Raw genomic sequence first — 13,361 nt, forward strand, 5'->3', positions numbered from 1 at the left:
GGCGCTGCCGCTGTGGTCAGGCGGCGAGTTCGCCGGCCTGGAGCTGCCAGAGGGATGCGTAGAGCCCGCGCAGGGCGAGGAGTTCGTCGTGGGTGCCCTGTTCGGCCACCACGCCGCCCTTGTCCATGACGTAGATCCGGTCCGCGTGGCGGACGGTGGAGAGTCGGTGGGCGATGACGACCATGGTCCGGTCGGCCGCGAAGCTGCGCAGGGTGCGCTGGATGGCGGCCTCGGTCTCGTTGTCCACGGCGGAGGTGGCCTCGTCGAGGATCACCACCGGCGAGTCCTTGAGGATCGCGCGGGCCAGGGCGATCCGCTGCCGTTGGCCGCCGGAGAGCGCGGCGCCGCGTTCGCCGATCAGGGTGTCGTAGCCGTCCGGGAGCGCCGCGACGAAGGTGTGGGCCTCGGCCATGGTGGCCGCCCTGGCCACGGCCTCGTCCGAGGCCCCGAAGCTGCCGTAGCGGATGTTGTCGGCGATGCTGCCGTCGAAGAGGAACGGGTCCTGGGCGACGAAGCCGATGGCGTGGCGCAGGTCGTGCCGCCGCAGCTCCCGGATGTCCTGTCCGTCGAGCAGTACGCTGCCGGACTCCGCGTCCTGGAAGCGCATCAGCAGTTTGGCGACCGTGGTCTTGCCGGAGCCGGTGGCGCCGACGAGGGCGGTGACCTGCCCGGCGGGGATGGTCAGCGAGAGGTCCTCCAGCACCGGCGGCCGGCCGGGGTAGGCGAAGGTCACGTCGTCGAGGACGATCTCGCCGCGCACCTTGTCGGTGTCGAGCGGGTCGCCGGTGCCCTCGGCCTCGACGGGCAGGGCGCGCAGCCGGTGGACCCGGTCGTAGGCGGAGAGGGTGCGCTGGTACTGGTCGACGATGCCGCCGAGCCGGTTCATCCGCAGCAGCACCATCTGGGGCAGCCCGATCAGCGGGCTGAACACCTCGAACCGCAGGCTGCCGTCGAGCACCGACCGGCCGCCGATCAGCAGGGTGCCGGCCATCGAGCTGGTCGTGCAGACTCGGACGGTCTCGGCGTGCCGGATCGTGCTCCGGTCGGTCTGCTCGTTGCTGTCCTGGGCCCGCGCGCTCAGCCGGTCGATGCGCCCGGCCTCGTAGTCCTCGGTGCAGAAGCTCTTGACGGTGGCGCCGGCCTCCAGGGTGTTCACCAGTTGGCTGTGCAGCCTGGCCCGGTCCTCCCCGGCGACGGCGTAGTCGGCGGTGACCTCCTCCTGGTAGCGGAGCGACAGCCAGGCGATGACCGGGATGGGCAGGAAGGCGATCCAGGCGATCTGCGGTGCCAGCAGCAGGAACACCGGCACCAGGACGGCCAGGCTGGTGCCCATCTGCAGCACGTCGTTGGCCGAGGTGGCGAAGAAGGCGCCGAGCTGGCGGACGTCGTCGGTGAGCACTCCGGCGATCCGGGTGGTCCGCTCGCCCTCCAGGTGCCGCAGTTCGAGGTGCTGCACATGGTCGTAGGTGCGGCTGCGCCAGTCGTGCTCGATGTCCTGGCCGAGCCCGCGCCACTGGAGGTTCGAGGAGTACGACAGGCCCGCGACGGCGGCGCAGGCGACGGCCACCAGCCCGGCCAGGCCCCAGAGTTGGGCGGAGGCGGTGGTCAGGCCGAGGCGGACCAGCGGTGCGGCCTCGCCCTTGATGAGGACCAGGGCGGTCCAGCCGAGGAAGGTGGCGAGCGCCATCTCCGAGAACTGGCAGGCGACCGAGAGCGCGGAGGCGCGCAGGAGCCGCCGCCGGTGTGGTCCGACGATCTCCAGCAGGGGATGGCGTTCGTCCCCGAGCCCGGTCAGTTCGCCGGCCGTGTCGACGGTTCTGCGCCAGGCCTTCCGCAGGACGGCCACGGACGCGGCCGCGACCCCGCCGAGTGCCACCAGCTGCCTGCTGAGCGCCGACCCGCGGATCAGTGCGACACCGGCCGCCACCCCGCCGCCGACGGCGAGGACCGGGCGTACGACCAGGCCACGGTCCGGGCGCGGGGCCGGTGCGGCGGCGGGCCGGGGCGGCGGCGGACCGCCCGTCCCGGCCGGCCCCTGGGTGACCAGGGCGACCGCCCTGCGGATGATCCGGCCGACGTCCGCGGCGCGCACCCGCGCGTCGTACCGGACGAGGACCCCACCGGTGATCGGGCTTGCCTGCGCCTCTGTGATCCCGGGGACGCGCCGTAGGGCGGCGGCGAGGATTTCGGCGGTCCTGGGCCGCCCGAGGACCGGCTTGACGTCCCAGCGCTGGCGCCCCGGGACGACCGAACGCGGGCGCACGTCCGAATCCACGGAGAGGTTCCCGGCTGCGGCACCCAGCAGAGATGGCATGTGTACGATCACCTGTTTGCGGAGGTCGCGGATGGGCCGTCATTGGGCATGGCGGAGCACTGCGACGAAGTGGGAATTCTGGAGGGGAATGCGGTGCGGCCTTCGGGCCGGCGGCCGACCCGCCGCTCGGACACATCCTCCGGGTTCGACCGGAACATGCACCCGGGCGGCGGCTCGGGCGGCGGGGGCGTCAGTTCGTCTTGCCTGCGCCGGAGCCGGCGGTCGCGCGGATCCTGGGGCCCCTCGCCTCGTGCTCGGCCCGCTGGACGGCCTCGTCCTCCTTCTCGCCGTTCGGCGTGGCGCTCTCGGCGGCCCGGTGGTGGTGCTCGTCGGACGCGACCTGCGCGGCCACCATGTCGGCGGCCACCTCGGCCGCGAGGTCGTGGATGTTCTCCCCGGCCTCGTGGGCCGCCTTCTTCACCTCCATCACGATTCCGACGGACGTCTTGACGACGCCGCGCACCAGCGGCTTGAGGAGGCGCTTGGCCAGTGGCGCGACGATGAGGCCGACCAGGAAGGGCGGTACTACGGGCGGCATGATGCTCCAACCTCTCTACGCAGACGGATGACAGGGGACCCCGGGGGCACTGCGAACTCCGGAGCACGCACAACAGAGCGGGCCGAAGCACCCATGTCCGGAATTCTCGATATCCCGTGCCGGATTTCCCTGCTGGGCCGAATTCCTCGTCGATGGGGTCCACCGCCCGCTCCTTTGCCACCGTAGTCGAGCCGGTCCCGTCGGGACCAAATATCCTCGGCAGATTCACCCGTGCGAGTGCTTTACAAAACACCCCTTCCGCAGGTTGTGCCATACGGGACCATTGATTCAATAAATGATCCCATTTTCAGATCAATGCAGATTGCCGGCCTCCCGCTCCACCCGCCGCCCCAGCGCCGGAAACGGCAGCCCACCGCCACCCAGCACCGCCTCGTGGAAGGCCCGCACCTCGAACCCGGCGCCCAGCTCGGCCTCCGCCCGGGCCCGCAGCCGGACGAACTCCAGGTAGCCCGCCCGGTAGGAGAGCGCCTGCCCGGGCAGGTCCGTCGCGTAGCGCAGCAGGTCCGAGGCGATCTGGCCCTCCGCCTCGGTGGAGTTGGCGCGCATGAAGTCCCGGGCCTGCTCCAGGCCCATCGTCCCGAGGTTGAGCCCGGTGTCCACGACGAGGCGCTGCGCGGTGAACCGCTCCTGCGCGAGGCGCCCGTAGGCGTCCCACGGGTCGTCGTAGAGGCCCATCTCCCAGCCGAGGCCCGCCGCGTACTCGGCCCAGCCCTCGTTGAAGGCGCCGAACTCGGCCACCTCGCGGCGCAGTTGCGGCAGGGCGCGGTTCTCCGCCTGCCGGGCGAGGTGGAAGTGGTGCCCGGGAGCCAGCTCGTGGTGGATCAGGGAGGCCGCGCCGATCAGCGAACGCCCCTCCAGGCCGGACCCGTTGTAGCGGTAGCGCCCGACCGGCGCGGCCGGAGTCGGCTGCTCGTAGTACCCGAAGGTCATCCCCGCCTCCAGTGCCGGGTCCAGCCGCGCCAGCCCGTACGGCGCGGCCGGTAGCACCGCGAACCAGCGCGGCAGCAGCGGGGCGAGCCGGTCGAGGTAGCCCTGGTAGCGGGCCTCGACCTCCTCGGGGGTCCGGGCGTACAGCCGGGGCTCGGCGCGCAGCTGCTCGTGGAACTCGGCCTCCGAGCCGTGGAAGCCCAGCGTTTCGCGCACCTCCCGCATCCGCTCGGCGAGTTCCAGGCACTGCTCGCGGCCCAGCTCGTGCAGGCGCTCGGGCGGCGTGTCGCCCCCGCTGTGGGTCCGGGCGAAGTCCCGGTAGGCCTCCTCGCCGCCCTCGTAGCGCGCCCAGCCGACCTCCTGCGGCGCCTCCCGCCGGTAGTCCGGGTCGTCGAGGAGGGCGAGCAGCCGGTCGAAGCCCGGCACCAACTCGCCGTCCACCAGCCGCCGTACGCCGTCCCTGAGGTGCCCGTGCTCGGCCGGTCCCAGCCCGCGGAGCCGGCCGTCGTCCACCTCCACCCGCTGCGCCACGGAGGTCCGCAGGCCGACGAGCGTGGCGCGCGCCCCGGCCAGGGCCGGGGCGGGCACCCGGAAGCCACGGGCGGCCTGTTCCGCCGTCCGGTCGGCGATCGAGCCGACCACCCGGGCCAGCTCGCGCACCAGCGACACGTACCGTTCGGAGTCGGCCCGACCGGCGAAGACGAACGGGCGGAACACCGCGTCGACGTACAGCGACAGCGGGAACAGCCGGTACGGCGTGGCCGCGGGCGTCAGCCAGTAGCAGCGGTGGGCGCGCACCTCCTGCTCGGCCAGCCCCGCGAGGAATCCGACGGTGTCGGCATCCGTGCCGGACAGCTCCGCGCCGTCGAGCGCCCGCACCCCGGCCAGCACCCCCTCGGCGAACCGCGCCCGCTCCTCGGCCTCGGCGGGCGAGGCCGGGGGCAGCGTCTCGACCGGGAGTCCCTGGCGGGCTCTCAGCAGTGGCTCGCGCTCCAGCAGGAACTCCCAGTAGCGGTCCGCCAGATGGCTCGGCTCGTTCGTCCTCACGCTCATGCGGCCAGTGTGGCGGTGACGGGCCGCCCTGCCACCCGGTCCACGGGGCGGCAGCCCCCGTGTCCCTCGAACGGGTGAGGCGACGGAGGGCGCACCGGCGCCGGCCGCTACGGAACCCCCGTGCCGGCCCGTCGGGCCGTCCCGACCGAGGCCTCCGGGAGCGTCACCCGGGAAGGACCGATCCGACCCCGACCTGCATCACGCGCTATTCGAACACGCTGACTGCGCAGGCGAGTTGGCTCGCCAGTGACAGAACTCGGTGGCACCATGACGCCCATGCCCCGTCGCACCCCGTCGGCCGCCCGCTCCCTCACCGCCGCCGCCGCGCTGGCCCTCGCGACGGCCGGTTGCGGGGGCGCCGCCCCGTCCTCGACGAGCACTCCGCTCGTGGAGCGCGGGACCGTCCGGATCGCCGCGTCCAGCGAGACGCCGAGCTTCGACCCGTACTCCACCTTCGGGGCCAGTCAGGCCCGTCTCTCCTACGACTCGCTGGTCAACCTCGCCCCCGACGGCACCGTGGTCTCCGGCCTCGCCTCCTCCTGGCAGGCCTCCACCACCACGGCCACCTTCACCCTCCGCCCGGAGGTCACCTGCTCCGACGGCACCCCCCTCACCGCCTCCGCCGTGGCCCGGGCGCTGACGTACGCGAGCGACCCGGCCAAGCAGCTGGCCGGCGCCCAGACCGTCCTGCCGAACGTCCCGTTCACCGCGAGCGCCGACGACCGGGCCGGCACGGTGTCCGCCACCACCACCGCGCCCTTCCCGTTCCTCACCCGCACCCTCGGCCTGCTGCCGATCGTCTGCCCCGCCGGGCTCGACGATCCGCCGTCGCTCGGACGCACCACCCGGGGCACCGGCCCGTACGTGCTCACCCGCTACTCCTCCGGCGGGCCCTACGAGTTCACCGTCCGCGAGGGCTACGCCTGGGGGCCCGGCGGAGCGACCACCGCGACACCCGGCCTGCCGGCCCGGATCGTGCTCTCGGTGGTGCCCCAGGCGTCCACCGCCGCGAACCTGCTGCTCACCGGCGGCATCGACATCGCGAGCGTGAACGGGCCAGACCGCGCCCGGCTCACCGGCCACGGCCTGACCGCCGAAGACGTGGCGACGGTGGTCGGGCTGACCTTCTTCAACCAGCGCCCCGGCCGCCCCCTCGCCGACCCGGCACTGCGCCGAGCCCTGGTCGCCGCACTCGACCGCCGGGGCCTCGCCAACGTCGCCGTCGGCGGCACAGGCCACCCGGCCGGCGACTTCGGCGCCGAGGGAGCCCTCTGCCACGCCGACCTCGCCGACGCCAACCTGCCCACCCAGGACGCCGCCGAGGCCCTGCGCGCCGCCGGCTGGGCCCGCGGGCCGGACGGCCGGCTGACCAAGGACGGCCGACCGCTGCGGCTGCGCCTGATCACCAGCCCCGACCTCGGCCCCACCCTGCCACCCGCCGCCGACCAGCTGTCCGGCGGCCAGCGCCAGCGGGTCGCCGTCGCCCGCGCCCCGGCCGTCGAGCCCGGCCTGCCGGTCGCCGACGAGATCACCTCGGCCCTGGACGTGTCGGTGCAGGCCGCCGTCCTCAACACCAACCGTGACCTCCAGCGGCGGCTCGGCCTGTCGATGCCGTTCATCGGCCACAACCTGCCCGCGGTCTGCCACGTCTCCGACGTGCTGGCGGTCATGCGGGACGGCCGGATCGTCGAAACCGCCCCCACCGAGGCCCTGTTGCGCACGCCGCGGCACCCCTACACTCGGGCGCTGCTCGACGCCGTGCCCCGCCTGCCCTCCGGGAGGTCCTGATGCCCAGTCGCCCAGCGGACGCCGTGGTGGTCGGAGCCGGAGTGATCGGCGCCGCCATCGCCCTCGAACTCGCCCGCACCGGACGGCAGGTGACCGTCGTCGACAAGGCGGGCGCCGCCGGCCACGGCTCCACCAGCGCCTCCAGCGCGATCATCCGGTTCAACTACTCCACCTTCGACGGAGTCGCCACCGCCTGGGAGGCCCAACACCTCTGGACGTCCTGGCCCGAGCACCTCCGGCTCACCGGCCACCGCCCGCTCGCCGCCTTCCACCGCACCGGCGTCGTCCTGCTCGACTCCCCCGCCGCCGACCCGTCCGCCGTCACCGCGCTGTTCGACCGCGCCGGCGTCCCGTACGAACGGTGGGACGCCGGCGCGCTGCGCCGCCACCTGCCCGGGATCGACGCCGGCCGGTACTGGCCGCCGAAACCCGTGGACGACGACGCCTTCTTCGACGCGCCTTCCGGTGAACTCGGCGCACTCTTCACCCCGGACGCCGGGTTCGTCGACGACCCGCAGCTCGCCGCCCAGAACCTCGCGGACGCGGCGGGCGAGCTGGGCGCGCGCTTCCTGTTCCACCACACCGTGGTGGCCGTCGACCGCGCCGCGGGCCGGGTGACGGGCATCCGGCTCGCCGACGGCACCCGGATCGCCGCACCGGTCGTGGTCAACGCCGCCGGCCCGTGGTCGGGCGGCCTCAACCGGCTGGCCGGCGTCGGCGACGACTTCACCGTCGGCGTACGGCCGCTGCGCGAGGAGGTCCACCAGGTCACCGCACCCGGCTTCGGCCCGGTGGCCGCCGACCTCGACCTCGGCCCGGTGGTCGCCGACCTCGACCTCGGCACCTACCTGCGAGCGGCCCCCGGCGGCCGGCTCCTGGTCGGCGGCACCGAGCCGGCCTGCGACCCGCCGCAGTGGATCGACGACCCGGACGAAGCCGACCCCCGCCCGACCGCCCGCCGCTTCCGGACCCAGGTCACCCGGGCGGCCCGCCGCTTCCCGGAGATCGGCGTCCCCAACCGGCCCCTCGGGATCGCGGGCGTGTACGACGTCGCCGACGACTGGACCCCGATCTACGACCGCACCGCGCTGGCCGGCTACTACGTCGCCATGGGCACCAGCGGCAACCAGTTCAAGAACGCCCCGCTGGTGGGCCGCTACCTGACCGCCCTGATCGACGCGGTCGAGTCCGGCCACGACCACGACCGCACCCCGGTCCGCCACCGCTGCGACCACACCGGCAACGTCGTCGACCTGGGTGCCTACTCCCGCCTGCGCCCGCTGCGGCCCGACTCCGCCCGGACGGTCATGGGCTGACCGCGCCCAGCTCCCGCACCAGGTCCTCGACCACACCGACCACGAACTCGGGCGCCTCGTGCGGGAAGTCATGGCCCGTCCCCTCCGGCGTGTACACCAGCCGGGACGACGTCGACGCCGCCAGGTACCGCGTCCTGCTCCGGAGGTAGAAGCGGCTGATCCGCTCCGCCTCGGCCGCGTCCCGGGCACCGGCCAGCACCGCCTCACCGCCGACGAGGTCCCGCGGTATCACCAGCACCAGCGGCAGGTCGCCGAGGTCACCGTCGTACACCACGGTCTCCCAACCCACTCTCGCCAGCCCGGACGGCGACAGCTCGGCGAAGACCGACGCGGCGGCGCAGCCCGGCCCGGTCCTGAGCCCGGGGCCGCGGCGGGCGCCGAACAGCTGCCGCACCGCCGTCCGCAGGAGGCCACGGCGCATCGCCGCCAGCTGCCGGTTGGGCGGCGCGAAGGCGATCACCTCCAGGGGCGTCGGATCCAGCAGCACGAGGCCGGCCACCAGGTCCGGCCGACGCCTGGCCACGTTCGCGACCAGCAGCCCGCCGAAGGAGTGACCGACGAACACGAAGGGAGCCCGCTCCCCCGCCTCCTCCAGCGCCGCCGGAAGCTCCTGCGCCTCGGCCGCCGTCGTCCGCGGGAACGGCCCGACATCGCTCCAGCCCGTCCCGAGGCGGTCCACCAGCACCGACCGGGCCCTCGCCGCCAGCATCGTGTGCAGCTCCCGGAGGTCCTCACCCGGGGCGTGCCCACCGGGCACCCAGACCACCGTCGGCCCGCCCCCCGCCTCCCCCTCGGCGAGGACGTGCATCCGGTGACCGCCCACGTCCACCAGCCGCCCCGGCGGCGGATTCCCCCGCGCCTCGCGGGCCACCAGCACCAGGTGCCGCACGGCTCCCGCCGCCAGCAGGACACCGACGGCCATCACCAGGCCACCGAGCGCCACCGCCCAGGCCGCCCCCGTCCCGACCAGCAGGCCCCCGACTGCCACCACCAGCACCGCGACCGGCACTCCCAGCCAGTCCCGGCTCAGCAACGCGAGCAGGGAGTCCGCGACCCGTCCGTCCTGGCGCATCGGTCCTCCGCGAGGGCAGTCGAAAACCGATCCTTGCCAGTATCCTCCCCCGGGCCGTCCAGCACGAGGCCGGCGTCTCCCGCGCCTTCCTCTTCCTCTCAACCACCCCGGCCTGCGCCGACGCATCGAACGCCCAAGCCGGTCGCCCACTGAAGCAGGGGTGGCATAGGGTCACGGCCGTGACCCATCCGCTGCCTTCCCCTGCGCTCAAGGAGTTCCTGGCGACACTCCGTCGGGGCGAAGAACGCTCGGGAGTGGTTACCTCGATCGAGACCTTCGGCGTGTTCGTTGACGTTGACGGAGCCCCCGAACCCTCGGTGGGCTTCATTCCACCACCGGAGGTCTCGTGGAAGTGGATCTCCTCCTGCGGCGAGGCCGTGACGATCGGCCAGCGGGTGACCACGGCGGTCCTCGGAGTCGACGCCGAAGGCCGCGGGCAGGCTGTCCTGTCCCTGATCGCCCTGCAGCCCAACCCGTGGCTGGCCTGGGTCGATCAGGTCGGCAGCGTCCTGCGAGGACGAGTCACGAGATCGGTCCCGTTCGGGCTGTTCGTGAGCGTTGCTGACGGAATGGACGGCCTACTCCACAGCTCCGAACTGTCGCAGCTCGGTGGCGACCGCGACATCCAGGTCGGCGACGAGCTGACAACGCGGATCGCCGAAGTGGACCCGGCACGGCGCCGCATCCGCCTCTCGCTCCCGACCGAGCGCACGGCACCGGACTGACACCCTGCGGCCCGGCGCCCGCGCACCACCGAAGCCGGGCCGTCAACCTCGCCCGCCGGCATCGGCGGCGAGGCGGCCGAGCATCGCCATCACGATGATCCGCGTCTTCTTGTCATTCGTCACCGCGCAGTGGGCGTCGACGCCCCGCTCGTCCGGTGCCGCGTCCGGGTCGGTCAGGCCCAACCGGACCAGGTCGACGGCATACTCGTGACACCGGGAGTAGTCCGCCGCGGCGCTCACCGCCTCGACGTGGTCGATGCGGACAGGATCCTCGGCACGCAACCGTGCCGGGGTGGGTGCAGGGCCCAGCGCCTCCCCGATCCACGCCGACACGGCCTCCCGGGAGCAGCCCTGCTCGAGCTTCGAAGCGCTCGCGGCGGTGAGCGCCAGATGGACAAGGAGCAATCCGAACCACTGGGCGGCCTCGCCGGGAGGAGTGTCCACGCCCATCGGCGGCATCACGGCCTGGTACAGCGCAGCCACATCATCGTCGCGCGCGGCAGCGGCGACGGCCTTCACGGCGCTGCCGAGGGCAGCCTGGTCGATGGTCACGTCGGTGGTTCTCCTCGTAGTCGGCAGCATCAACGTACCGCTCCCTTGGGGGGATCGGTGCGGGTTGCGCACGGTGCTCGCCGGTCGACCTGTAGCGGTGCCCGGCCGCAGGGCGACCGGGTCGTCGGGTTGTGCGCCCTGGACCCGGCAGGTCTTGACTCTCCGTCAATTCCTCCTCGACGCCTTCGTCACCGGCGCCTGCGGGCGGGGCGGCCGGAGCGTCCGAGCCCGGGGTCCGGCCGTCGGCCCGCCCGGGCGCGGGCACCATCGCTCGGGAACGCGTCGAAGGGCCGGCGGGGGGCCGGCCCTTCGAGCGGGAGGGGAGGGCGGTGGTCAGAGGCGGAACGGGTTGGTGTTGCGGGCCGCGAGGAGGTACCAGGCGGTGGCGCCGGTGTGGAGGGAGGCGTAGTACTGGTCGCCCATTCCGGTGTCGAGGCCGTCCCGGGACGCGGCGACGATGCCGAAGCCGTCGTGGTTGGGGGCCTGTTCCTGGGCGGTGGCGAGGGAGGAGACCAGGGCGGCGGCGGTGGCGGTGTCCTCGGCGCGGCCGCGGGCGTAGAGCGCGCTCAGCAGTTGGGCGGTGCCCTCGAACCAGACCTTGCTCCGGTCGGCGCTGCCGAAGGGGACTCCCTGGTAGGGGCCGTCCTGGGTGAGCTGGTTGCGCACGAGCCAGTCCACCGCCGGGGCGTCGTCGGGGCTGAGCGTGGCGAGGTAGCTCCAGACCTGGACGTCGGCGGGGACGACGTCGGTGTTCACGCTGACCCCGTCGAGTCCGGTGCCGGTCCACAGGTGGCCGTCGGCGGCCCGCATGGAGCGCACGAACCCGAAGGCGGCGTCCGAGCGGTTCTTCCAGGTCTGGTCGCCGGTCAGGGTGGCGAGCATCGCGAAGAAGGCGCCGACGTCGATGTTGTGCTCGGTGGCCTTCCAGGTGATGGCCTGGTACTCGGCGCCGACCTCGTCGAGCGCCCGGACGCCGCCGGTGTAGCCGCCGGTGCCCCGGCTGTCGGCGGCGTGGCTCTGGATCCACTCGGCCGCCTTGCGCGCACCGTCCAGGTAGCGCTGCTGGCCGGTCGCCCGGTAGAGGTGGGACCAGGCCATGCCGACCCACGCCATGTTGCCTGTGTAGGTGGACCAGCCGCCGATGTAGGGCGTGCCCGTCTTCGTCACGAACGGCTCGGGCAGGTAGGAGGAGCGCAGCCGGCCGTCCGGCTGGGGGTCGTGGTCCTGGGCGTAGAGGAGGGCGTCGCCGAGGGTGACCGCCCGGGCCCTGTCGTCGGCGTTGCCGCTGCCGAGGAACGCGTCGATCATCAGGGCGTCGTCGTAGACGAATGAGGACTGGAAGCCGGTCGGGCCGAACTGGTCGCCGGGGGCGAAGTAGCCGCCCCGGTAGCTGCGCGGCAGGCCCAGCGAGACGGGGTAGGGGAACTCGTTCATGGCGCTGCGCAGGAAGGAGTACCCCTTGGCCACCGAGGTGTCGGCGGGGCGGGCGAAGCCGGTGGGGACGGTGGGCGGGGCGACGGGCGCGGCCGGGCCCTCGACGTAGTGGAGGCGGTTGATCGTCTGGATCGCCCGGTGGGTGGCACCGCCCAGCGGGATCTCGTAGAAGTCCACGGCCACGTAGTTGGGCGTCTTGCGGGCGGCCGGGCCGCAGTAGTTGCGGGCGCGCTCGACCAGCTTGTCGCCGTTGTCGATGGCCGCGCTGATGATGGTGGGGGCGTTGCGGAACTGGTTCATGACGAACAGCGGGGAGAACTTGGCGTTGCGCTGGGTGAGCGGGACGCCGCCCCAGCGGCTGTAGCAGTCCCAGTTGCTGCCGGTGTCGCCGATGCTCCAGTAGTTCTCGACCGTCCAGTCGCTGCCGGGGCGCAGTCCGACCTCGGGGATGGCGGTGCCGTGGTCGTCGGTGAAGAGCAGCAGCCGCTTGTCGGCGGCGCGCAGGGCGGACAGGGTGGGCCATCCGTTGGTGCTCACGCCGTTCGCCTCCGGGTCGAAGACGAGGTCCTTCAGGCCGGGAACGGCTTCGAGGGTCTGGCGCATGCGGGTGCGGTCGGCGTAGTCCTCGAAGAAGACGGTGACGATCGGCTTCTTGCCGTCCACCTGTTCCGTCTTCATGAAGGTGACGATCTCGGCCATGGCGTTCGACAGGAGGCGGGGGCGCCCGTCGATGCAGGGCTCGTGGCAGAGCACGACGTTGTCGCCGCGCATGTGGGCGTCCAGCATCAGGCCGCTCACGCCCTCGCGGAGCTGGGTCAGCAGGGAGCGGCTCTGGTTGGGCGCGATCGGGTACGCGTCGTCGGAGTTTTGGTAGGCGTTGTGCGTGGTCAGGAAGGTGGCCTGGTCGAGTCGCGGGTCCGCGGGCGCCTCGCCTTCCTGGAGCGAGGTGTTGGTCAGGTACCACTGGCTCTGGGTGCCGGGCTGCTTCGCGCCCGCCGTCAGCCGCCTGCCGTTCGCGGAGTCCCCGCCGAAGTCGGTCGCGGGGTTGAGGTAGACCTCCTGACCCGGTGCCTTGATGTGGAAGACGTCCGGGCTGACCTGCTCGAACTGCCACTGGGTCTCGGGGCCCCCGCAGGTGCGCAGCTCGGCGAGGACCTGCCCCTGGGCGTCCGGCGCGGTGCGGGACAGGCAGTACGCCCCGTTGACGTTGCTCTTGACGTAGTAGGCGGAACCGACGGGCTCGAACCACCATTCCTGGTTGGCCTGGGCCTTGAAGACGTACTGCAGGATCGGCCGCCCGTCCGCCATGTCCCGCCCGGCGGCGTCCACGGACAGGCCGGTGGTGACGTTCTGCAGCTGGACCGGGCCCAGCTTGTTCGGCGGGCCGGGCTGGGCGGCCGCAGGCGGGGCGCCGACCGGCACCAGCAGGGCGGCGCCGATGGCGGCGGCCAGGCCGAGGGCGGTCGCCCGGCCGCGGTGGCGGGCGGTCGGCGCGGGCCCGGTGCGGGCCGCTGGTCGGCGAAGGGCGGGGAACAACACCAGGGATCCTCCGGGAACTGAGGCCGCGCATGGCACGGCGGCCGACCGGGCGCGGCCCGGCGGCGGAAGGCAGGCGCGACGT

Annotated in this window: 9 protein-coding genes; 3 read left to right on the forward strand and 6 right to left on the reverse strand. The window is 73.4% G+C overall.

Features of this window, described 5'->3' with window-relative positions; all coding sequences use genetic code 11:
• Positions 1–16 precede the first annotated feature (16 nt).
• The 3 genes from ACZ5OX_RS33895 to ACZ5OX_RS33905 form a co-directional block, all read right to left on the reverse strand.
• On the reverse strand, positions 17–2,314 hold the full coding sequence (locus ACZ5OX_RS33895; protein WP_465635437.1) for an ABC transporter ATP-binding protein: 2,298 nt from the start codon (positions 2,312–2,314) through the stop codon (positions 17–19).
• A 190-nt stretch (positions 2,315–2,504) separates the two neighbouring features.
• Positions 2,505–2,852 (reverse strand): DUF5132 domain-containing protein, encoded by a 348-nt coding sequence (locus ACZ5OX_RS33900; RefSeq protein ID WP_465635439.1) that lies wholly within the window; start codon positions 2,850–2,852, stop codon positions 2,505–2,507.
• Positions 2,853–3,164: 312 nt separating this feature from the next.
• Positions 3,165–4,853 (reverse strand): DUF885 domain-containing protein, encoded by a 1,689-nt coding sequence (locus tag ACZ5OX_RS33905; protein ID WP_465635441.1) that lies wholly within the window; start codon positions 4,851–4,853, stop codon positions 3,165–3,167.
• Positions 4,854–5,129: 276 nt separating this feature from the next.
• Between ACZ5OX_RS33905 and ACZ5OX_RS33910 the strand changes: the two genes are divergently transcribed.
• On the forward strand, positions 5,130–6,641 hold the full coding sequence (locus tag ACZ5OX_RS33910) for an ABC transporter substrate-binding protein (protein WP_465635443.1): 1,512 nt from the start codon (positions 5,130–5,132) through the stop codon (positions 6,639–6,641).
• Positions 6,641–7,957 carry an NAD(P)/FAD-dependent oxidoreductase gene (locus tag ACZ5OX_RS33915; RefSeq protein WP_465635445.1) on the forward strand — a complete coding sequence of 439 codons (1,317 nt, stop codon included), beginning with the start codon at positions 6,641–6,643 and terminating at the stop codon, positions 7,955–7,957. Before ACZ5OX_RS33910 ends, ACZ5OX_RS33915 begins: the two co-directional genes overlap by 1 nt.
• Here ACZ5OX_RS33915 and ACZ5OX_RS33920 read toward each other — a convergent pair.
• Positions 7,947–9,029, reverse strand: coding sequence for an alpha/beta fold hydrolase (locus ACZ5OX_RS33920; protein ID WP_465635447.1), 1,083 nt, complete (start codon positions 9,027–9,029; stop codon positions 7,947–7,949). The two genes, ACZ5OX_RS33915 and ACZ5OX_RS33920, sit on opposite strands and share 11 nt — an antisense overlap.
• Positions 9,030–9,208: 179 nt before the next feature.
• Here ACZ5OX_RS33920 and ACZ5OX_RS33925 point away from each other — a divergent pair, with 179 nt between their 5' ends.
• A complete protein-coding gene (locus ACZ5OX_RS33925) occupies positions 9,209–9,754 on the forward strand; it encodes a S1 RNA-binding domain-containing protein (RefSeq protein ID WP_465635449.1) in 546 nt (181 codons plus the stop codon).
• A gap of 42 nt (positions 9,755–9,796) precedes the next feature.
• On the opposite strand, the gene ACZ5OX_RS33930 is transcribed toward ACZ5OX_RS33925, so the two are convergent.
• Complete coding sequence (locus ACZ5OX_RS33930) at positions 9,797–10,306, reverse strand: hypothetical protein (RefSeq protein WP_465635451.1); 510 nt, start codon at positions 10,304–10,306, stop codon at positions 9,797–9,799.
• A 333-nt stretch (positions 10,307–10,639) separates the two neighbouring features.
• Positions 10,640–13,279, reverse strand: coding sequence for an RICIN domain-containing protein (locus ACZ5OX_RS33935; protein ID WP_465635453.1), 2,640 nt, complete (start codon positions 13,277–13,279; stop codon positions 10,640–10,642).
• Positions 13,280–13,361 lie beyond the last annotated feature (82 nt).

It is taken from the genome of Kitasatospora sp. NPDC032121 (assembly GCF_055580145.1).

Coding starts and splice junctions, on each gene's coding strand:
- ACZ5OX_RS33895 (WP_465635437.1), bottom strand. CDS start 2,314: ATGCCATCTCTGCTGGGTGCCGCAGCCGGGAACCTCTCCGTGGATTCG.
- ACZ5OX_RS33900 (WP_465635439.1), bottom strand. CDS start 2,852: ATGCCGCCCGTAGTACCGCCCTTCCTGGTCGGCCTCATCGTCGCGCCA.
- ACZ5OX_RS33905 (WP_465635441.1), bottom strand. CDS start 4,853: ATGAGCGTGAGGACGAACGAGCCGAGCCATCTGGCGGACCGCTACTGG.
- ACZ5OX_RS33910 (WP_465635443.1), top strand. CDS start 5,130: ATGCCCCGTCGCACCCCGTCGGCCGCCCGCTCCCTCACCGCCGCCGCC.
- ACZ5OX_RS33915 (WP_465635445.1), top strand. CDS start 6,641: ATGCCCAGTCGCCCAGCGGACGCCGTGGTGGTCGGAGCCGGAGTGATC.
- ACZ5OX_RS33920 (WP_465635447.1), bottom strand. CDS start 9,029: ATGCGCCAGGACGGACGGGTCGCGGACTCCCTGCTCGCGTTGCTGAGC.